The organism is Streptomyces sp. cmx-18-6 (genome assembly GCF_046548915.1).
Lineage (GTDB): Bacteria > Actinomycetota > Actinomycetes > Streptomycetales > Streptomycetaceae > Streptomyces.
Map to the genome: position 1 here is coordinate 367,202 of NZ_JAEBEP010000006.1, position 20,531 is coordinate 387,732.

The following is a 20,531-nucleotide window of genomic DNA, read 5'->3' on the forward strand; positions in this document are numbered from 1 at the left end:
AATCCAGCGGCGGCGGGCAGGACCGAAGGCCGGCGGGAGGACTCGCGTCAGTGCGGTGCGGGGAGGGAACCCGAGCGGAGCAGCTCCTCCAGGACCACCGCGATGCCGTCGTGGTCGTTGGACGCCGTGATCTCGTGCGCCACGGCTTTCAGGGCGTCATGGGCGTTGGCCATGGCCACGCCGTGCTGCGCCCAGCCGAACATGGGGATGTCGTTCGGCATATCGCCGAAGGCGATGGTGTCGGCCGCCTTCACGCCGAGCCGGCGGGCGGCCAGCGAGAGGCCGGTCGCCTTGCTCAGGCCGAGCGGCAGGATCTCCACTATCCCCGGGCCCGCCATGACCACGTCGACCAGGTTGCCCACGGCCGCCCGGGCCGCGGTGGCCAGGGCGTCGTCGTCGAGCTCCGGGTGCTGGAGGTAGACCTTGTTGAGCGGGGCGGCCCACATCTCGGCGGGATCGTCCACGAAGACGTACGGGAGCGGCCCCTCGTGCACCTGGTAGCCGGGGCCGACCAGCACCTCGCCCTCCAGGCCGTCACGGCTGGCCGCCAGCGCCAGCGGGCCGACCTCCGCCTCGACCTTGGACAGCGCGAGCCCGGCGAGCTGCCGGTCCAGGGTCAGCGAGGTCAGTAGCCGGTGCTCGCCCGCGTGGTAGACCTGCGCGCCCTGGCCGCAGACGGCGAGACCGTCGTAACCGAGGTCGTCCAGGACGTAACGGGTCCACGGGACCGAGCGCCCGGTGACGACGATGTGCGCGGCGCCGACCGAAGCGGCGGCGGTCAGTGCCTCGCGCGTGCGCTCGGAGACCGTGCCGTCCGCGCGCAGCAGCGTGCCGTCGAGGTCGGTCGCGACGAGCTTGTAGGGGAAGGTCACTTGGCGACCGGTTCCAGGATCTCGCGCCCGCCCAGGTACGGACGGAGCACCTCGGGCACCCGGACCGAACCGTCGGGCAGCTGGTGGTTCTCCAGGAGCGCCACGATCGTGCGCGGTACGGCGCAGAGGGTGCCGTTCAGCGTGGCCAGCGGCCGGACCTTCTTGTCCTCGCGCATCCGGACGGAGAGGCGGCGGGCCTGGAAGCTGTCGCAGTTCGACGCGGAGGTCAGTTCGCGGTACTTGCCCTGCGTCGGGATCCACGCCTCGCAGTCGAACTTGCGCGAGGCCGAAGCGCCGAGATCGCCGGACGCGACGTCGATGACCTGGAAGGGCAGTTCGAGGCCGGTGAGCCACTGCCTCTCCCACTCCAGGAGCCTGCGGTGCTCGGCCTCGGCGTCAGCCGGGTCGACGTACGAGAACATCTCGACCTTGTCGAACTGGTGCACGCGGAAGATCCCGCGGGTGTCCTTGCCGTACGTCCCTGCCTCGCGGCGGAAGCACGGGGAGAAGCCGGCATAACGCAGGGGCAGCTTGTCCGCGTCGATGATCTCGTCCATGTGGTACGCGGCGAGCGGCACCTCCGAGGTGCCGACCAGGTAGTAGTCGTCCTTCTCCAGGTGGTACACGTTCTCCGCGGCCTGGCCGAGGAAGCCGGTGCCCTCCATGGCGCGCGGGCGGACCAGCGCGGGGGTCAGCATCGGGACGAAGCCCGCCTCGGTGGCCTGGGCGATCGCCGCGTTGACGAGGGCGAGCTCCAGGAGGGCGCCGACGCCCGTCAGGTAGTAGAACCGCGAGCCGGAGACCTTGGCCCCGCGCTCCATGTCGATCGCGCCGAGCGCCTCGCCGAGCTCCAGGTGGTCCTTGGGCTCGAAGCCCTCGGCGCCGAAGTCCCGGATGGTCCCGTGCGTCTCCAGGACGACGAAGTCCTCCTCGCCGCCGACCGGCACGTCCTCGTGGACGATGTTGCCGAGCTGGAGGAGCAGGCGCTTGGCCTCGGCGTCGGCGTCGATCTGGGCGGCGTCGGCCGCCTTGACGTCGGCCTTGAGCTGATCGGCCTTCTTGAGGAGCTCGGCGCGCTCCTCGGGGGTGGCCTTGGGGATCAGCTTGCCGAGCTGCTTCTGCTCGGAGCGGAGTTCGTCGAAGCGGACGCCGGACGACCTGCGCAGCTCGTCGGCGGAGAGCAGGGCGTCGACGAGCGCGACGTCCTCTCCGCGGGTGCGCTGGGAGGCGCGAACACGGTCGGGGTCCTCACGGAGCAGGCGAAGGTCAATCACCGCTCCAGGCTACCGGTGCGCAGTTCCCGTACTCGAACCGCTATTGCCGAGCGTGTCACTTTGACCGAATTGCCGGAATTGATATTCCTGGTGGTGAATCGCGAGGTGGGGTGCGGGATGTGGAGTGCGGGGTGCGTTGAGTCGGGTGTCGGCGTACGTCAATAAGGGCGGCCGACTCCCCTGAACCGGGCAGAAGGCGCGGCTTCTCTTGACGTACCGACCTTGGCTGGAGGGGGAGTTGAAGGGGGTCGCCTTCGATGGTTGTCCACAGGAGGGGGTCTTTCGGAATAGTTATCCACAGGCTGTGAAGAAGTTCTGTGGATGTCGGAACGAAATGTTCCGGAAGGTGGACGAAGGCCCCTCGATCCCCCTGGATTCCTCGCTGAAACCTGCTCTCGCACGCTCATTCGGGTGGCAATTCGTCGCAATCGGGAGTTGATCAAGGGAATTCGGGGTACGTGCGGGGGCTCATGGCGACTCAACCCCCTGTGGATGCATCCGAGGATCCTGCGTTGATTTGTCGACGATGTCGCATTGCGGTGTCGACTTGTCCCCAGGTCGAGAAGCGATCCTGTGGATAACTCTGTGGGCGACTGACTGTCTGTAAGTAGGATCACAGCGCAGCGCACGCAGCGCACGCAGCGCACGCAGCGCACGCAGCGCACGCAGCGCACGCAGCGCACGCAGCGCACGCAGCGCACGCAGCGCATGCAGCGCACAGAGTGGCCCGGGAGGCCGGGCCGTCGCCGGGCGGTGGTCGAACCCTGACCGGACGCCGTCAGAGTCGCCCGTCCTGGCTGCGCGCCAGCCAGTCGGAGGCTTCGGTGAAGGCGCTGTCCGAGGTACCCGCCCGCGGCGGCCGGATCTCGTCGGGCGAGACGCCCGCCCGTGGGTACGAACCGAGGAACCGGACCTTCGGGCAGATCCGCTTCAGCCCCATCAGGGCCTCCCCCACCCGCCGGTCCGCGATGTGCCCCTCCGCGTCCACGGCGAAGCAGTAATTGCCGATGCCCTCGCCGGTCGGGCGCGACTGGATCAGCATCAGGTTGACGCCGCGCACCGCGAACTCCTGGAGCAGCTCCAGCAGCGCGCCCGGGTGGTCGTCGCCGAGCCAGATCGCGACGGACGTCTTGTCGGCCCCGGTCGGGGCGGACGGCCGGGCGGGGCGGCCCACGAGGACGAAGCGGGTCTGGGCGTTCTCGGCGTCGTGGATCTCCGTCACCAGCGGTTCGAGGCCGTAGGTGGCCGCGGCGAACTCGCCGGCGAACGCGGCGTCGTAGCGCCCCTCCTGGACCAGCCGGGCGCCGTCAGCGTTCGACGCGGCCGACTCCCACACGGCCTGCGGGAGGTGGGCCGCCATCCAGTTGCGCACCTGGGGCTGGGCGGCCGGGTGCGCGGTGACCGTCTTGACGTCCGACAGCTTGGTGCCGGGCCGTACGAGCAGCGCGAAGGTGATGGAGAGCAGCACCTCGCGGTAGATCATCAGCGGTTCGCCGCTGGTCAGCGCGTCGAGCGTGGCCGTGATGCCGCCCTCGACGGAGTTCTCGATCGGTACGAGAGCCGCCGCCGCCTCCCCGTTGCGCACGGCGTCCAGGGCCGCCGGTACGGAGACCATCGGGGCGAGCTCGCGGGTGGCTGCTTCCGGGAGCGTGCGGAGGGCGACCTCGGTGAAGGTGCCTTCGGGACCGAGATAGGCGTAGCGCGTGGCTGACATACGCTCACCCTATTGCGCCGTACGACGGGGGCCCGGCCGTTCCGGAATGTGGTCGGACCGGGGCGCGCGGGCCTCAGGACTCCAGCAGCCGCTGCCCCACGTACTCGCCCTCCGCCGCCCCGCCCGGCACCGCGAACAGGCCGCTCGCCTCGTGCCGGATGAACGGCGACAGCGCGTCGCCCCGGTCGAGCTTGCGCTGCACGGGCACGAAGCCCTTGAACGGATCCGCCTGCCAGCAGACGAAGAGCAGCCCCGCGTCCGGAGTGCCGTCCTGCGAGATCCCGTCGTGGTACGAGAACGGGCGCCGCAGCATGGCGGCCCCGCCGTTCTTCTCGGGGGAGGAGATCCGGGCGTGGGCGTTGTCGGGGATCACGAGCCTGCCGTCCGGGCCCGCCTTGTCGAGGTCCATCTCCGTGGTCTCGCTCCCGCCGCTCAGCGGGGCCCCGTCCGCCTTGCGCCGCCCGATGACCCGCTCCTGGCGGTCCACCGGCAGCTTCTCCCAGTCGTCCAGCAGCATCCTGATCCGGCGGACGACGGCGTACGAACCGCCCTCCAGCCACTCCTGCGGGGCGCCGGGGGAGGCGGGCACGAAGATCCGCCGGTCGAAGTCCTCGTCGGCCGGCTTCGGGTTGCCGGTCCCGTCGATCTGGCCCATCAGGTTGCGGGCGGTCATCGGCCGGGCCGTGGCCCCGGGGGTGCGGTTGAAGCCGTTCATCTGCCACCGCACCCGTACCGTCCCCGCGCCCTCCTTCTGGACGGCCCGCAGCGCGTGGAAGGCGACGAGCGCGTCGTCGGCCCCGATCTGCACCCACAGGTCGCCGTCCGAGCGCTGGGCGTCGAGCTGGTCGGAGGAGAACGGGGGCAGCGGGTCCAGCGCGGCGGGCAGCCGGGAGGTCAGTCCCGTACGCGCGAAGAACGTACGGCCGAAGCCGAAGGTGATCGTGAGGGAGGAGGGGCCCGCGTCCAGCGCGACCCCGGTGTCATGGCCGGGCCCGTCCGCCGAGCCCGCCGCCGGGCGGCCCGCCATCAGCTCCCGGGCCACCGCCGACCAGCGCCGCATCAGGGCCGCGGCCTGCTTGCGCCCCGCGCCCGACACCAGGTCGAAGGCGACGAGATGGCCCCGGGCCTGAAGCGGAGTGGTGATTCCCGGTTGATGTTTCCCGTGAAACATCGCCTCGGTGGAACCGACGCTCGTCAGGGCGGCCGGCGCGTCGGAGCGGGTCGCCGCATACCCGGCCGCCCCGCCCGCCGCGCCCAGCACCAGCCCGGTGGCGCCCGCCGCACCGACACCGCCCAGCAGCCGCCGCCGCGAGACGCCGGGGGCGGAGGGGGCAGGGATGGCAGAGGTGTCGGGACTGTCGGGGGTACCGGTGTTCGGGGAGGGGGCCGTGCCGGCCCCGTCCCGGTCCTGCTTCCTGGTCTTGCTCACGTACTCAGCCGATCTTCACGTTCTCGTCGATGGTGACCTGGTCGATGTCCGACGTCCGTACCGTCACATCGACCTTCCACTCCCCCGCCATCGGGATCTGGACGCCGCTCGCCGACCAGTGCCCCTCGGCGAGGCGTTCCGGCGCGACCGGCAGCGGGCCGATCTCCTGCGCCTCCAGGGTGAGGGCGACTTTCAGCTCGGGGACGTCCATCGGCTTGCCGTCGCTGCCGTCGACCCAGACGTGCAGCTCGTTGGCGCCGGTGCGCCCGGGGTCGATGTCGATCCGGACGGTGCCCTTGCCGTTTTGGCCGCCGGTGTCGAACGGCATGCTCAGGTTGACGGGTCCGGAGGCGGCGGGGGCGCTCGACGCGGCGGACGCGCCCGCGGCCTCCTCCTCCGTACGGCCCGGCTCGGTCGCCGTCAGCATGGTGGTGACGGCCAGCAGGACCACGGCGATCGCCGCCTCGGCCAGGACCGAGCGGCGCAGCCCGGACCGCTCCGGGTCGGCGTCCCGTATCCGCTTCTTCTTCGTCGCGGTCAGGACGGCCTGCTGACGGGCCAGCTGGGCGGCGCGGGCCGGGTCGATCCCGGCGGCGGTCTCCACCGGTTCAGCCGCGTCGTTCTCTTCCTCTTCTGCGGTCGCGGACTCTTCTACGGTCACGGACTCTTCTGCGGTTGCGGACTCCTCTACGGTCACGGAAGCGGCGGCCGTGTCCGTCAGCCGCCCCGTCCACCGCCGCGAGAACCACGCGACGGCGAGCAGGACCGCGATCAGCGCCACCTTGATGATCAGCAGCTGCCCGTACCGCGTACCCGTCAGCGCCGACCAGGAGCCGACCTGCCGCCAGGACTGGTAGATCCCGGTCGCCGCGAGGACGAGGACGCTGCCGAACGCGACCCGGGAGAACCGCCGTACGGCATCGCTCCCGATGTCCGGCGTCCGGTACAGCGCGACCAGGAGCGCGACGAGACCGCCGAGCCAGGCGGCGACGGCCAGCAGGTGTGCCACGTCCACCGGCATGGCGATCCCCGCCTGGATACCGGTGGAGGCGTGCTCGGACATGGCCCAGGTGGCGGCGATGCCCGCCGCGACCACCCCGCCGCCGACAGCCAGGCCGAAGGTCAGGTCCTTCTTCTCGACCGGGTCCTCGCGCCGGGCGTACGTGCCGAACAGGACGGCGATGAAGAGGGCCGCCGCGCCGAGCAGCAGCAGCCGCGAGACGAGGGCCGCGCCCGGCTTGGTGTCCAGGACGGACTGGAGCCCGTCGAGGTCGAAGGCGTCGGCGAACTTCCCGCTCCCGGTGTACGGGTTGCGCAGCAGCAGCATGACCAGGGTCGCCGCGGTCAGGGTGATCCAGCCGCGCACCACGAGCCGCTGCATCGGCCGGGCGGCCGCACCGCGCTGCCAGCAGCCGAGGACGAACGCCGAGCCGCCCACGAGCAGGATGAACCCGGCGTACGCCGCGTACCGCGTGATGTCGTAGACGACGCCGACCGGGCCGCCGCCCACTTCGTCGGAGGGCAGCGCGACCGTGGTCCTGGACGGCGCGCCGATGGAGAACGTGAAGGCGCCGGAGATGGGGTGGCTGTCGGCGGAGACCGCCTGCCAGGCCACGGTGTAGGTGCCGTCCGGCAGGCCGGCGTGGAGCTGGACGCCGTACCGGACGGTGGAGCCCTCGGTCAGGTCGCGCGGCGCGGCCTTGGTGTCGGCGCGCTGGCCGCTGGGGTCGAGGACCCGGATCGAGTCGTCGCCCACGGCGATCGCCTCGGAGAAGCTGAGGGTGACCTCCCTGGGCGCGGTGGCCACCACCGCCCCGTCCTGCGGGTCGCTCCCGGTGAGGGCGGCGTGCGCGGACGCCGGGCCCGCGCCGGCCAGCAGCAGCCCGAACACCAGGCCGGCCAGGGCGGCGACGAGCGCGGCGGCGGCGACGGGCCGCCGTATCGGGGACGCTCCGGGGCGCGGGGCGGTGGCAGTCGTCACGGGTCAGTCCCTCACTGCTTCTTCGGGTTGTGGGTGGTTTCCTTCACCGGCAGGTCGACCGTGATGGGGTCGGCCTTCTCGAAGTGCAGCTCGACGGAGACCTTCTCGCCCTGCTTGGGCTTCTGCTTGAGCTTCATGAACATGATGTGGTTGCCACCGCGTTCGAGATCGAGCTCGCCGTTCGCGGGGACCTCGAACGACGAGACCTCGCGCATCTTCTGGTCCTTGGTCTCGTGGATCGTGACGTCGTCGGAGAGCGGGCTGGTCACCGAGGTGAGCCGGTCGGCGGTGGACCCGCTGTTCTGTACGACGAGGAAGCCGGCGGCCATGTCGCTGACGGGCTGCGGCAGATACGCGCCGACGACCTTCAGTTCGGGCTTGCCGCTGTCCGTGGAGCACCCCGTCAGCGCCAGTCCCGTGGTGAGGGCGATGACGCCGGCGAGGGTCGTGCGGCGCTTCACGGCTTCTCCCCCTCGATCAGCTTGGGGAGGTCCTTGGCGTACTCCTCGGCGGTGGTGTTCTCGCCGTACAGCACGTACCCGGCGTCCGTCTTCGGGGAGAAGGCGACGACCTGGGCCCCGTGCATCGAGACGACGGTGCCGTCCTTCTGCTTCTCCGGCGCGTCGATGCCGATGCCGATCTGGCGCGCCCCCGCCTGGATGGTGGCGAAGTCGCCGGTGAGGCCGGTGAACGTGGGGTCCTGGGCCTTGAGCCACTTGCCGAGCGAGGCGGGGGTGTCGCGCTCGGGGTCGGTGGTGACGAAGACGACCTGGAGCTTGTCCCGGTCCTTCTCGGGCAGGTCCCGCTTGGCGATGGAGATGTTGCTCATGGTCAGCGGGCAGACGTCGGGGCACTTGGTGTAGCCGAAGTAGATGAGCGTCGGCTTGCCCTTGGTCGCCTCGCGGAGGTCGTACTCCTTGCCCTCCGTGTCGGTGAGGACGAGGTTCGGCTTGGTGAACGGGCTGTCGAGAACGGTCGCGGCCTTGGTCTTCGGCGAGGCGTCGACGTCGGCGACGGACGAGGTGCCCGCCTTGCCGTCGCCGGTGCCGCAGGCGGAGAGGGCCAGCGCGGCCGCGGCGGCGAACGCCACGGCCGTCACTGCTTTTGCGTTGCGCATGAAAGGGGTGTCCTGAGTGTGGTGCGGGTGGAGGAACCGGCAGGCCGAGCCGTACGTCGACGGCCGGACCGGCAAGGTCGGAGCTGTCCCGTGACGGCCGGACCCGGCAAGGTCGCGGCTGTCCCGTGACCGCCGGACCCGGCAGACCCGGCCGTACGTCGACGGCTGGACCCGGCAGGGTCGGGCCGTCCCGTCGACGGCCGGACCCCGGTGGATCAGGCCGTACGGCGGCGGCCGGCGAGCACGCCGAACGTGACGCCCGCGATGCCCACGACGATGCCGATGATGCCCAGGGTGCGGGCCGTGGTGTCGCTGGAGGAGGACGACGCGGCGTGGGTCTCCTTCTTGTCGCCCTCGGCCGACGCGGCCTTGTCGTCGGCCTTGTGCTCGTCGGCCTTGTCGTCGTCGGTCTTGTGGTCGTCGCTCTTGTCGGCCGCGCCGCCGCCGTGGTGGTCGTCGGTCGCGGCGGACAGCTTCAGGACCGGGGCGGGGCTGTCGGGCTCCTCGTCGCCCTTGGGCTCCTCGATCCAGCGGACGACTTCCTTGTTGTCGTACGTCTGGATGGCCTTGAAGACCAGCTGGTCGGCGTCCTCGGGAAGCTGCCCCACGGAGACCGGGAACTGCTGGAAGTAGCCGGGCGCGATCTCGGAGCCGTCCGCGGTCCAGGTCACCTTGGTGACGGCCTCGGTGATCTTCCGGCCGTGCACCTCCAGGGGCTTGTCGAGCTTGCCCTTGGTGATGTCGATCTTCCAGCCCGGAACGGCCTGCGGGGTCACGGAGGAGAGCGGGTGGGCGGCCGGGAAGTTCACCTCGAGCTTGACCGTGGACGCCTGGTCGCGCTCGTTGGGGACCTTGAAGTTGAGGGTGGCGTAACCGCCCTTGGCGGCCTCCCCCTCCGGCTGGACGCTGACGTGCGCGGCGGCGGGACCGGCGAGCAGCAGGACGGCGGACGCGGCGACGCCGGCGGCGACGGCGACACGGGAGGTGGTGCGGGAGGCGTTACGGGGGGTGCTGCGGGAGACGTTGACGGCGTTCATGGCAGGAATCACTCCACAGATGCAGATGAAGAGGAACACGGTGTTCCGGCGCGCGGATGCGCGACGGCGGCACGACACCTCGTCCGGCCCATGAGGAATCCGGGCAGGCCCGCGCAGGAGCCGTCCATGAAGGGCCGCCCGTGGTGGACGGCGGTGCCAGGGGTACGGCGGTGGGCGCAGGTGTCGCGTCAGGCTGCGAGGGCGTACGGGGCCGGAGGCCCGCGCCTGATCACCGCGTGCTGTAGAGGGTCCCCGGCGGCCGGTTCCGGGTCGTCGTCGGCCGTACGCGGGGGGCGCGGGCCCCACACGAGCTGCTCGCGCGCTCCGGCGCGCAGGGCGCGTACGTGCGCGAGCGCGGCGCGCAGGGAGCGCAACCGGGTCCCGGCCGCCAGCTCCTGGGCGCCGTACGCCGAGAGGCGCGCCAGCCGGAAGAGGGCGGCCTCGCCGCGCCGCAGCAGCCAGCCGGCGGCGAGCGCGGCCAGCAGGTGCGCCAGGAACATCGGTGCTCCCGGCAGCAGCGCGACCACGGCGGCGTACGCCGAACCCGCACCGGATCCGCCGTCCGGGGCCGCCGCGGCGGTGGCCGTTCCCGCCGAGTGGGCGGCCGACGCGAGGTGGCCGTGGCCCTGCGAGAGCGTCGAGGGGTCTATGCCGGCCGTGGTGACGATGCGGTGGGCGTCGGAGGCGTCGATCTGCCCCTGCCCGGCACCGCACACGAGCCCGGCGGCGAAGCGGATCAGGGGGTTCTCACCGCTGCTCGCGGGCGCGGAGGCGGCGATCGCCCCGGCGCTGCCGTGGCTGCCGTACGCGAAGAGGACGTGCAGCGCGAGCTGCCCGCCCGCCAGCGCGCCGGCGATCGACGGCAGGGAGCGTTCCCGTCCGGCGAGGGCGGCGGCGACGGCGAGGACGCCGAGGAAGCCGACGAGCAGGGTCCACGCGGGAACGGCCGCACCGGCGGCGAACGTATGTCCCGCCGCGGACAGCACGACGCAGACCGCGGTGAACACCGCGGCCCTCATGAGCCGCAGACCGGCTCCGGCGTGTGCGACAGGCGTGGACATGGCCGGGACATCATCGCACTGCGCACCCGCACGCGGTACGGCAGGTCCGCAACATCAGCTTCCGTCCCCTTGCGTGCTTGTTGTCGCTGTTCGCGGGGGATGTTCGGGCTGTGGGCGTGCCGATTCCGGTAACCGCCCGCGGTCCTGCCCGGGCCTGCCGGGGTGATCTCCAGGGCTGCCATACACCGGTAGGCGGAATAACCGCATCCGCCGAATGAGGGCTCTCACGGCCGATCCGTGCTTACGAAGGGCGATGTGCGGCAATACGTATCGGTACGTCGAGCCGCAGCCAGGAGGCTGGAGCATGAGCATCTGGTGGTCACTCCATTTGCGGCGCGAAGCTGCGAGCGTTCCGCTCGCCCGTCGTTTTCTGCTCGGCACCATGGAAACCGCGGGGGTGGATCCGGACGTCTCCTTCGACCTGTCGGTCGCGCTCACCGAAGCGTGTGCGAACGCCGTCGAGCACGGCGGCGACCAGACGGGCCCGGGGGAGCACGAGGACGCCGGACCCGACAGGCCCCCGGCGGAGTCCGGGCAGTACCGGGTCACGGCGTATCTGGACGGCGAGAAATGCCGTATCGAGGTCGCCGACTCCGGGCCGGGCTTTCCCGCCCGGCGCGCGCTTCGCCCAGCCGCGCACACCGAATACGCGGAGCACATCGAGCACGTCGAGCAGATCGAGCGCGTCGAACGTTCCGGACAGCACGAGCAGATCGAGCACGTCGAACGTTCCGGACAGCACGAGCACATCGAGTGCGACGAACGTTCCGGACGACACGAGCACATCGAGTGCGACGAACGTTCCGGACGACACGAGCACATCGAGCACGTCGAGCGCTCCGGACGACACGAGCGCTTCGAGCACGTGGAACGGGCCCAGCCCCCGGAGCCCGCGGGCGCTCAGCCCTCGTTCGCCGCGTACATCCCCTGCGTCGCCGAGAGCGGCCGCGGGCTGGACCTCATCGAACAGCTCGCCGACCACGTCCAGTTCGGCAACCGGCCGGGCCGGGGCGCGGTGGTGAGCTTCGACAAGGTCCTGAAATGGCGGGAGGGCGCGCTGCTCATGGTGTGAGCAACGCGCCCTGTCGCAAGGGTCGAGGAGGAGGGTCAGCCCTTCAGCCGCGCCATCCAGGCTTCGACCTCGTCGGCCTGGCGGGGCAGCTTGTCGGACAGGTTCCGGTTGCCGTCCTCGGTGACGAGGATGTCGTCCTCGATCCGGACGCCGATGCCCCGGTACTCCTCGGGCACGGTCAGGTCGTCGGCCTGGAAGTACAGCCCCGGCTCCACGGTCAGGCAGACGCCCGGCTCCAGGGTGCCCTGGACGTACGCCTCGGTGCGCGCGACGGCGCAGTCGTGGACGTCCAGGCCGAGCATGTGACCGGTGCCGTGCAGGGTCCAGCGGCGCTGGAGGCCCAGCTCCAGGACCTTGTCGACGGACAGGTCGCCGAGCAGGCCCCACTCGACGAGCTTCTCGGCCAGCACGCGCTGCGACGCGTCGTGGAAGTCGCGGTAGGAGGCTCCGGGCTTCACGGCGGCGATGCCCGCCTCCTGGGCCTCGTACACCGCGTCGTAGATCTTGCGCTGGAGCGGCGAGAACGTGCCGTTGATCGGCAGGGTGCGCGTCACGTCGGCGGTGTAGAGGTCGTTGGTCTCCACGCCGGCGTCCAGGAGCAGCAGGTCGCCGGTGCGGACGGCGCCGTCGTTGCGGACCCAGTGCAGGGTGGTGGCGTGCGGACCGGCGGCGCAGATGGAGCCGTAACCGATGTCGTTGCCCTCGATGCGGGCACGCAGGAAGAACGTTCCCTCGATGAAGCGCTCGCTGGTCGCCTCCGCCTTGTCCAGGCTCTTCACGACGTCCTCGAAGCCGCGCGCGGTGGCGTCGCACGCCTTCTGCAGCTCGGCGATCTCGAAGGCGTCCTTCACGAGGCGGGCCTCGGAGAGGTGGACGCGCAGTTCCTCGTCGCGCTCGGCGGTGACCTTGTCGGTGAGGGCGGCCTCGATGGACGCGTCGTGGCCGCGCACGTTGCGCACCGGGCCGGTGGCCGCGGTCAGCGCGGCCGCCACCTCGCGGACGTCCTTGGCGGGGATGCCCAGCCGCTGCTCCGCCTCCGTGAGGGAGTGCCGGCGGCCGACCCACAGCTCGCCCTGGCCGTCCAGCCAGAACTCGCCGTTCTCCCGGTTGGAGCGGGGCAGCAGGTAGACGGTGGCCTCGTGGCCGCTGTCGCCGGTCGGCTCCAGGACGAGGACGCCGTCCTGGGTCTGGTCGCCGGTGAGGTACGCGTACTCGGTGGAGGCGCGGAAGGCGTACTCGGTGTCGTTGGAGCGGGTCTTGAGGTTGCCCGCGGGAATGACCAGGCGCTCGCCGGGGAAGCGGGCGGAGAGCGCGGCGCGCCGGGCGGCGGTGTGCTCGGCCTGGGCGATCGGTTCGAGGTCGTGCAGCTCGGTGTCGGCCCAGCCCGACTTCATGTTCTCGGCAAGCTCGTCGGAGACGCCCGGGTACAGGCCGTTCTTCCGCTGCTTGATCGGCTCTGCTGCCTCGTTCTCTTCGGTCTCCTGCTCCGGGGTCTCCGGGATGAGCTCCTCAGACACGATTTCGTCTCCTTGATACGACACTGGACCACCACCCATCGTACGGGCGTACGGAAGGGGGCCCAGGGCCGAAGGACCTCTTACCCGGGAGGTCCCGGCCGCCTTACCCGGAAGGTCGCGGTCGACCTACCCGGAAGGTCCCGGTCGACGTGCTCGGGCTCAGTCGAAGTGCGCCGCGAGGATCACCACGTCCTCGGTGGAGTCGCTCCCGTCGAGCCCCTCGGGCAGCATCGTGCGCAGTACGTGATCGGCGACGGCGGCCGGATCGTGCCGGTGCGCCTTCGGTACCGAAGCGGCCGCCGAGTGCAGTCGGGCGAAGGCGCGGTCCATGGCGTCGCCGGTGCGGCGCAGCAGGCCGTCCGTGTAGAGAAGCACCGTTTCGCCTGGTGCGGGGCTGAACTCCACGCTCGGCGCCTCCCAGCAGGCGAGCATCCCCAGCGGGGCGGAGAGGGTGGTCTCGACGAACTCGCAGCGCCGCTCGCCGATTACCAGCGGCGGGGCGTGCCCGGCGCCGGCGAGGACCACCTTGCGGGCGGCGGGTTCGCAGTAGGCGAAGAGGGCGGTGGCGGTCCGCGCGGGCTCGGTCAGCCGGAGCAGCAGTTCGAGATCGGAGAGTACGGCGACGGGGTCTTCGCCCTCCATCACGGCGTACGCCCGCAGGCTCGCGCGCAGCCGGCCCATGGCGGCCATCGCGCTCGGCCCCGACCCGCCCACCGAGCCGACCGCGAGCCCGAGCGCGTGGTCGGGCAGCGGCAGCGCGTCGAACCAGTCGCCGCCGCCCCTGGGCCCGCTCCGTCGCCGCGCGGCCAGCCGTACGCCGGGGATCCGGGGCAGCCGGCTGGGGAGCAGCTCCTCCGCGACGGTGGCGACGTCGGCGCGGGCCCGCTCCAGCTCGATCAGGCGGGCCAGGTGCTCGGTGGCGTACCGGGCATACAGTCCGACCAGGTGGCGCTGCTTCTCCGAGGGCTCCGCGGGCTCGTCGTAGAGCCAGGCGGCGGCGCCGAGCCGTCCGGCCGCCTCGGTGGCGAGGGGCAGGGCGTAACTGGCCGCGTAGCCGAGCCGGGTGGCGACCTCGCGGTGGCGGGGGTCCAGGTTCTCGTCGCCGAGCAGGTCGGGGCTGGCGACGGGGGAGCGGGCGTCCGGCAGCCCGTCGAGGATGCGGCCCAGGGGAGTGGCGGCGCGCTCCACGGTCTCCAGGTGCCCGAGGTCGGCGTGGGCGAGCCCGAGGCCGAGGGTGGTGGAGGGGCCCGCACCGCCCGGCGGTTCCAGGACGAGGAGGCCGCGGCGGGCGCCGACGAGGGCGGCTCCGGCGTGCAGCAGCTCGTCCAGGGCGGCGTCCAGGGTGGCGGTCCCGGCCAGCCGCTCGGTCAGTTCGTGCAGCGTCGTGAGGTCCGAGACCCAGCCCGCCAACCGGTCCTGGATGAAGGCTCCGGGCGCTGCCGGTACCTGGGCCAGAGGAGCGGCAGTGTGCGTTGAAACCGGAACCTCTGGATCGATTCCAGCCACTTTCGGCAGGTGTGGGGCGCTCATGGCAGCCAGCTTTCCGACCGGTTCGATTCGTCGAATAGCATCGCAAACCCCCATGTGATTCTGCGCCGCTATCAATGCATCCACATCTACACGCAGAAGTAACCTGATGTCCAGCATTGTCCCCTGGAGGCTCGCTGGATTCGCGTTCTTCCAGTGTTAGTCAACTTGGCCGAAAAATGCACCCTCCGGCAGCAATTTGCGGTCGACTGGGGCTGCTCGACAACGGGGTGTCCGGGATGAAATCCCCGGGGCAGCGTCATCCCGGGCAGGCTGGGTACGTAAACGATGATGCTCAGGGCAGCGGTTCCGGGGCCGAAGCGCACGGTCGGACGCACGGGAGCAGATGTTCCGGGGCGGACGTGATCGCCCAGGAACCCGACAGCGGGTCCGGGCGTCCTCGTCCGTGACGGTTGCGGCGCGTGACGGTCGTGGTTCCGCCTCACGCCGGGTTGCGAACCCGGCTCCATGGTGCTCGGTTCGGTCAGTACGGTCCGGTCAGTTCGGTTCGATCAGCTCGGCGCGGCGCGGCCAGTGCGACTCCGGCAGGTCAGTCGGACCCTGATCGCTTCGGCTCGACGCGGTTCGGCGCAGTTCGACGCGGCTCGGTTCGGTTCTGCGCGGCTCGGTTCGACGTCGTTTCGTTCGGCTTTGCTCGGTTCACTCGGATTCTGCTCGGCTCCACCCCAGATCTGCTCCACTCGGATCGGTTCCACTCGGCTCGGCTCACGTTCGGTACCGAAGGCACGCCCGTACCCCGTACCGCAGCACCTGATGAGCACGTACGCACAGAGAAGAGACGCGCACGCGGTGTCAATCCACGCGTCGCGTCATGTGGACTCGGCGTTCAACGGAAAGGAACGAGCGCTCATGCGCGAGATCCTCGGAAGGCGACGCAGGCTCCGGCTCCGGCGCAAGGAGGGGGCCGCCCGGCTCGACGCGGCCCTGACCTGCGCCACCGTATGGCAGTGGCCCGTGCTCCCCGGAGCCGGGACCGCGCCGGCCGCCCTGCGCGAGGTGGCCGGCTGCGCCTGCCTCGACCCCGACTGCGCCGTACCCGGCGCGCACCCCTTCGACCCCGGTCTCCTGGCGGCCACCACGGACGGGCGCATGGTGCGCTGGTGGTGGACCGACCGCCCGACCGCCCCGGTGATGCTGGCGACGGGCGGCCGGGCCCCCTGCGCGGTGAGCCTGCCCGCCGCGGCCGGGTCGAGAGCGCTGGCCGACCTCGACCGGATGGGCCTGCGGCTGGGCCCCGTCGTGGCGACGCCCACCCGGTGGTCGCTGCTGGTCGCCCCGTACACGCTGGAGCGGCTCGGTGAGCTGCTGTACGCGAAGGACTGGGTGCCCAGCTCGCTCCGGTTCCACGGGGAGGGCGGCTATCTCGTCCTGCCGCCGTCCGAGATCGGCGCGGGCCGGGTGCACTGGGAACGGGAACCCGTACCGGCTCCGCCCGCCGCCTCCGCCCCGGCCCCGGTCTTCCGCCGGGGAGCGAAGGGCGGCGCTCCGGCCCCGGCCTCACCGTGGCTGCCGGACGTGGAGGCGGTCCTGGACGCCTTGGTGGAGGCGAGCACCAACGCCCCGGACGGCGGCAGCCGGCTCGCGTACTGACGCTCCCCTCGAGCAGGGGCGGACGGCTCGGCTCACTCGTACGGGTGTGAGCCGGGCCGGATCCGCGCTGAACGGGTGCCGGGCGCGCCTTTGCGCGTGCCGCGTCGCTATCGTCGCTCTCGATCACTCACCTCGCGCGCGCCACCCGCGCAATCGGGACGTCAGCAAGGCACAAGTCGGCACGTCGGCACGTCAGCGTCGGCAAGGCAGCGAGTCGGCACGTCAGCAAGGGGGCCGCCATGAATCTCCGCATGATCGGTCTCACGGCTGCCGTCGCTTTCGCGTGCCTGATTCCGATCGTTGCTTCCGCAGATACCGCTGGTACCCCGGATGCCGTATCGGCTGGAGAGGAATCTCCGGACAGGTCATCAGAAAGCCATGAAAAAAAGCTTTCTGATGACCTGTCCGGAGATGGGAATGATTCTTTTCCTCCGCTTTCCCTGAAATCGCCTTCGAAAAGAAACTCCGACAACGGGTCAGGCGGGTCCGACAGGTCAGGCGGGTCCGGCGGTGCCGCCCGGTGCGGGCCGGAGCTGGTCTCGCCGGAGGGCGTCGAGGCGCAGACCTGTGTCATGACCGGCGGCGGCGAGACCTGGGCGCGCGCCTACTACCGCAACACCTCCGGGAAGGAACTCCGCTCCGTGCTCACGCTGATGGGCCCGGGCGGGCGGACCGTGGAGCTGCACTGCGCGCTGGCCGACCATGACGAGCCGGGCAGTTGCGAGACGCCCAGGTCCCCTTCGGCGGGCGATCCCCCGGCCTATGCGGCGGTGGCGGAGTACGCGGGCGCGGGGCCGGCGGAGGAGGCGCCGCTGCTGCTGCGCGCGGGATCCGAGCGGGCTCCCCGCGCATCGGACTGAGCCCCGAAGCCGTGGAGGAGCCCGGGGTACGGGGGCGCTGCGGTGAGGGGGGGCTCCGGGCCGTGAGTGGTGCGGGTCGGAGCCGTAAAAGAAGGCGCCCGGTCGCTGGCGACGGGGGATGCACCAGCGACCGGGCTTCTAGAACGGTAACAAGAGATCTGCCGTTCGCAAATTCGATCTCCCCTGTGGGGATGGCGATTTACTTGTCAGTACGGCGGATTGTGACGCGAGTCACCGCGCAGGTGCGGGCCCTCCCCGGCGCGGGTGCGGGCGGCACCTGGCGCGGGTGCGGGCGGCACCCGATACGGCTGCGGACCGTACCCGATCCAGGTGCGGACGGCACCCGAGGCGGGGGCGGACCGTACCCGGCGCGGGGGGTGGGCGTCGCTCCGGTCGGTCAGCTCAGCGTCACCTGGCGGTTGGTGAGACCGCTGCGGGCGCGGCGCTCCTCCGGGGTCAGCGGGGCGTCGGACGCGAGCGCCGTCGCCAGCCGCTCGGTGAACGCGACCGCGGGCTTCTCGCACGCTTCGGCGCCCATCGACGTCGGCAGGTCCCAGACGGGGACGACGAGTCCGTGCGCCCGGAACGAGCCGACCAGCCGGGTGTCGTCGCCGAGCGAGGAGGCGCCGGCGGCGTGCAGCCGGGCGAGCGCGTCGAGGAGCTGCTCCTCGGGGTGCGGCATGACCCAGCGCAGGTGGTTCTTCTCCGGGGTCTCGCACCAGTACGCGGCGTCGACGCCGGAGAGCAGCGTCGTCGGGATCGCGGCGGCGTTCGCGCGCTCCAGGGAGGCGGACACCTCGGGGGTGGCGTTCTCCGCGTCGGGCACCCAGAACTCGAACCCCGAGTGGACGACGGGCTCGAACGCGGCGTCCGGGTCGAGCAGGTCCTGGAGGCGCGGCCCATCGGCCGGCACGCGGCGGGCGGTGACCGGGGAGCCGGGCTCGATCTCCAGCGCGCGCTGGAGCGTGTCCGCGAGGTCGCGGCTGAGGTCGCCGGAGGGGGTGTCGTTCTGCAGGGCGAGCAGGACGGAACCGTCGTCGCGGCGCAGGGCCGGCCACGCCATCGGCAGGACCGTCGCGAGCGACACGGACGGAACTCCCTGGGGCAGCCCGCCCTTCAGCGTCAGCTCCACCGTGGCGGCGGGCACCAGCTCGCGCAGGGCGACCCAGTCGCACTCGCCGGCCAGTCCCTCGAACGGGCGGTGCACGAGCTCGGTCACGGCCTGGGCGGCGGCGCGTCCGTGACATGCCTTGTAGCGACGGCCCGAGCCGCACGGACAGGGCTCGCGGGCCCCGACGACCGGGACCTCACCGTCCTTCAGCTGCTGCTTCCCGGCCTTGGTCTGGGGGCGCTTCTTGGCCATGGTGGGCATTCTCCCGATTGCGACAGTGCGGTCTCGGCGCGAGCCTAGCCGCCCGGGACGGCACCGCCGCACGCACGCCCGCTCACCGTGCCCCGGCGGACGTGAGGCACCGAAGGGCTTCTGCCCATGCCGGGTCGGTCTCGGCCCGTGCCGGGTCGGTCTCCGCCTACGCCGGGGTGATCGCGGCCCATGCAGGGTCGGTCTCCGCCCACCCTGTGGCGGTCGGGGCCCATCCCGGGTCGGTCTCCACCCACGGCGGGGCGGTTTCGGCCCGCACCTGTCCCGGTCTCAGCCCACGTCATCGAGTACGTCGGAGAAATCCAGCCCTTCGAATCCGGTCGGCCGCACGCCGGCCCGACGCCCCAACTCCTTGACGCCGCGCCCGTCCGCGCCGAGCCTGTCCGCACCGCGGCCGTCCGCACCCAGCCTGTCCGCGCTCCGGCCGTCCGTGCCCGGTCCGCTCCCGCCGAGCCCGGGTGGCTTCTGCGAGGAGACGTGGGCCCAGACGGTGACTTCGCCCGACGAGTCGTCCCGTACGCCCCACTCCTGTGCCAGGGCGCTGATGATGTTGAGCCCCCGGCCGCCGCGCGCCGTCACCGAGGGGGTGGCGGGAACGGGTCGGGTCGGGCCGCCGCCGTCCGTGACCTCCACGGTCAGGCCGCCGCCCGTGTCCACGCGCCACGCGGCGCGGATGTCGCCGTCGCCGACATCGGTGTGCCGTCCCAGCGGTCTGCCGTGCCGGCAGGCGTTGCTGAGAAGTTCGGAAAGAATGAGAACGGCGTCGTCCACGACCGCGTCCGACACCCCGTTGCTGCGCAACTGCTCACGCATCCGGTGCCGGGCCTGCCCCACGCCGGCAGGACCATGGGGAACGGCCATGCTCGACGACGCAGGCACCTCTTGTGCCACCACCAACGCCACCCCCGAGACCTCCTTTGCCCCCACGCCACGGGTTGGATGCCCCACTGAGCTGCACCGGAAACCGGCCATCGCAGGGCCGGTGACGCATTCGTGACGACTGAACGCGCGCTGAATGCGCCGGTGTACTCCCCGTCACGGCGGCGATCGGGTGGTCGTTACGTGCTAAATGCGGCCCAGTTGGGACAGAACCTGCTTCGGGCGGTTGGTGATGATCGCCTCGACGCCGAGTTCGGCGCAGAGCTCCACGTCGGCCGGCTCGTTCACGGTCCACACGTGGACCCGGTGGCCCGCCCGGTGCAGCCGCTCGATGTACCCGGGGTGGCTGCGCACGATCCGCATGCCGGGGCCGGCGATCCGGGAACCGGCGGGGAGGCGTCCGTCGCGCAGCCGGGGCGAGACGAACTGCATCAGGTAGACCGTGGGGAGGGCGGGCGCGGCGGCCTGGACGCGGTGGAGGGACCGGCCGGAGAAGCTCATGATGCGGATGGGCGAGGGCTCGTCGGCCGGCGGATCGGCCAGGCCGAAGCGCTTCAGCAGGTGCAGGAGCCGCTCCTCGACCTGCCCGGCCCAGCGGGTGGGGTGCTTCGTCTCGATGGCCAGTTGCAGCGGCCGCCCGGCGGCCCGTACCTCGGTGAAGAGCTCCAGGAGACGTTCCAGCGTGAGTACGGAGGTGAGCTCGCCCGGCACCGGATCCCAGTCGGGCGACTCCTCGCGGTCCTTCCAGGAGCCGAAGTCGAGGGCGGCGAGGTCGGCGAGCTCCAGGGCGGAGACGGCGCCGCGTCCGTTCGACGTACGGTTCACCCGGCGGTCGTGCACGCAGACGAGGTGGCCGTCCGCGGTCAGCCGGACGTCGCACTCCAGGGCGTCGGCGCCGTCCTCGATGGCCTTGCGGTAAGCGGCCAGGGTGTGTTCGGGGGCGTCGTCGGACGCTCCGCGGTGGGCGACGACCTGGATCGAGGTCTGCGGGCTGCGCTGCCGTGCGTGGGTCACCCGGGCCATGGTGTCACCGCCTCGGGGGGAGGCGAACACATGTCACCCTGGAGGTCTGTTTTGTCTGATGTAAAGATTGGTGTGCGGATGCACAGGTCCTGCTTACAGTGGCCAGACGTGCTGTGGGAAAAGCTGACCGCAGACACGTGCACAGCGGATCTCTTGCCGAATGCCGACTGGATGCC

General features: G+C 71.6%; 17 protein-coding genes. 3 read left to right on the forward strand and 14 right to left on the reverse strand.

The annotated features are described in order from the left end of the window. Positions 1-47: 47 nt before the first annotated feature. From ACLJPL_RS17100 to ACLJPL_RS17140, 9 genes are all read right to left on the reverse strand, one after another. Positions 48-872, reverse strand: a complete 825-nt coding sequence (locus tag ACLJPL_RS17100) for an HAD family hydrolase (RefSeq protein ID WP_411081689.1) — start codon at positions 870-872, stop codon at positions 48-50. Then, entirely contained in the window at positions 869-2,146 is a 1,278-nt protein-coding gene (gene serS, locus ACLJPL_RS17105; protein WP_411081690.1) for a serine--tRNA ligase, read from the reverse strand. The genes ACLJPL_RS17100 and serS overlap by 4 nt, the downstream gene beginning before the upstream one ends. Before the next feature lie 778 nt (positions 2,147-2,924). Then, positions 2,925-3,860, reverse strand: a complete 936-nt coding sequence (pheA, locus tag ACLJPL_RS17110) for a prephenate dehydratase (RefSeq protein WP_411081691.1) — start codon at positions 3,858-3,860, stop codon at positions 2,925-2,927. Positions 3,861-3,933: 73 nt separating this feature from the next. Beyond that, the gene (gene efeB / locus ACLJPL_RS17115) at positions 3,934-5,289 is read right to left on the reverse strand and encodes an iron uptake transporter deferrochelatase/peroxidase subunit (RefSeq protein ID WP_411081692.1); all 1,356 of its coding nucleotides are present in this window, start codon (positions 5,287-5,289) and stop codon (positions 3,934-3,936) included. A gap of 4 nt (positions 5,290-5,293) precedes the next feature. Beyond that, the gene (locus tag ACLJPL_RS17120; RefSeq protein WP_411081693.1) at positions 5,294-7,270 is read right to left on the reverse strand and encodes a copper resistance CopC/CopD family protein; all 1,977 of its coding nucleotides are present in this window, start codon (positions 7,268-7,270) and stop codon (positions 5,294-5,296) included. 11 nt (positions 7,271-7,281) lie between these two features. Next, positions 7,282-7,731, reverse strand: a complete 450-nt coding sequence (locus ACLJPL_RS17125; RefSeq protein WP_411081694.1) for a copper chaperone PCu(A)C — start codon at positions 7,729-7,731, stop codon at positions 7,282-7,284. Next, on the reverse strand, positions 7,728-8,387 hold the full coding sequence (locus ACLJPL_RS17130; protein ID WP_411081695.1) for an SCO family protein: 660 nt from the start codon (positions 8,385-8,387) through the stop codon (positions 7,728-7,730). Before ACLJPL_RS17130 ends, ACLJPL_RS17125 begins: the two co-directional genes overlap by 4 nt. A gap of 215 nt (positions 8,388-8,602) precedes the next feature. After that, positions 8,603-9,424: a YcnI family protein gene (locus ACLJPL_RS17135; protein WP_411081696.1), complete on the reverse strand. Its 822-nt coding sequence runs from the start codon at positions 9,422-9,424 to the stop codon at positions 8,603-8,605. Positions 9,425-9,612: 188 nt separating this feature from the next. Then, positions 9,613-10,485 (reverse strand): hypothetical protein, encoded by an 873-nt coding sequence (locus tag ACLJPL_RS17140; RefSeq protein WP_411081697.1) that lies wholly within the window; start codon positions 10,483-10,485, stop codon positions 9,613-9,615. 304 nt (positions 10,486-10,789) lie between these two features. Here ACLJPL_RS17140 and ACLJPL_RS17145 point away from each other — a divergent pair, with 304 nt between their 5' ends. Further along, complete coding sequence (locus ACLJPL_RS17145) at positions 10,790-11,557, forward strand: ATP-binding protein (RefSeq protein WP_411081698.1); 768 nt, start codon at positions 10,790-10,792, stop codon at positions 11,555-11,557. A gap of 35 nt (positions 11,558-11,592) precedes the next feature. On the opposite strand, the gene ACLJPL_RS17150 is transcribed toward ACLJPL_RS17145, so the two are convergent. Further along, complete coding sequence (locus ACLJPL_RS17150; RefSeq protein WP_411081699.1) at positions 11,593-13,074, reverse strand: aminopeptidase P family protein; 1,482 nt, start codon at positions 13,072-13,074, stop codon at positions 11,593-11,595. Positions 13,075-13,233: 159 nt separating this feature from the next. After that, a complete protein-coding gene (locus ACLJPL_RS17155) occupies positions 13,234-14,721 on the reverse strand; it encodes a PP2C family protein-serine/threonine phosphatase (RefSeq protein WP_411081700.1) in 1,488 nt (495 codons plus the stop codon). Between the two features lie 750 nt (positions 14,722-15,471). Between ACLJPL_RS17155 and ACLJPL_RS17160 the strand changes: the two genes are divergently transcribed. After that, complete coding sequence (locus ACLJPL_RS17160; RefSeq protein ID WP_411081701.1) at positions 15,472-16,212, forward strand: bifunctional DNA primase/polymerase; 741 nt, start codon at positions 15,472-15,474, stop codon at positions 16,210-16,212. Positions 16,213-16,784: 572 nt separating this feature from the next. Further along, positions 16,785-17,072 carry a hypothetical protein gene (locus tag ACLJPL_RS17165; protein WP_411081702.1) on the forward strand — a complete coding sequence of 96 codons (288 nt, stop codon included), beginning with the start codon at positions 16,785-16,787 and terminating at the stop codon, positions 17,070-17,072. 397 nt (positions 17,073-17,469) lie between these two features. Here the strand turns inward: ACLJPL_RS17165 and ACLJPL_RS17170 are convergent, their stop codons facing one another. The 3 genes from ACLJPL_RS17170 to ACLJPL_RS17180 all read right to left on the reverse strand — a co-directional run bounded on the left by ACLJPL_RS17170 (position 17,470) and on the right by ACLJPL_RS17180 (position 20,355). After that, the gene (locus ACLJPL_RS17170) at positions 17,470-18,435 is read right to left on the reverse strand and encodes a DUF5926 family protein (RefSeq protein WP_411081703.1); all 966 of its coding nucleotides are present in this window, start codon (positions 18,433-18,435) and stop codon (positions 17,470-17,472) included. A 288-nt stretch (positions 18,436-18,723) separates the two neighbouring features. Next, complete coding sequence (locus ACLJPL_RS17175; protein WP_411081788.1) at positions 18,724-19,266, reverse strand: ATP-binding protein; 543 nt, start codon at positions 19,264-19,266, stop codon at positions 18,724-18,726. Positions 19,267-19,518: 252 nt separating this feature from the next. Further along, a complete protein-coding gene (locus tag ACLJPL_RS17180) occupies positions 19,519-20,355 on the reverse strand; it encodes a glycerophosphodiester phosphodiesterase (protein ID WP_411081704.1) in 837 nt (278 codons plus the stop codon). Between the last annotated feature and the right edge of the window lie 176 nt (positions 20,356-20,531).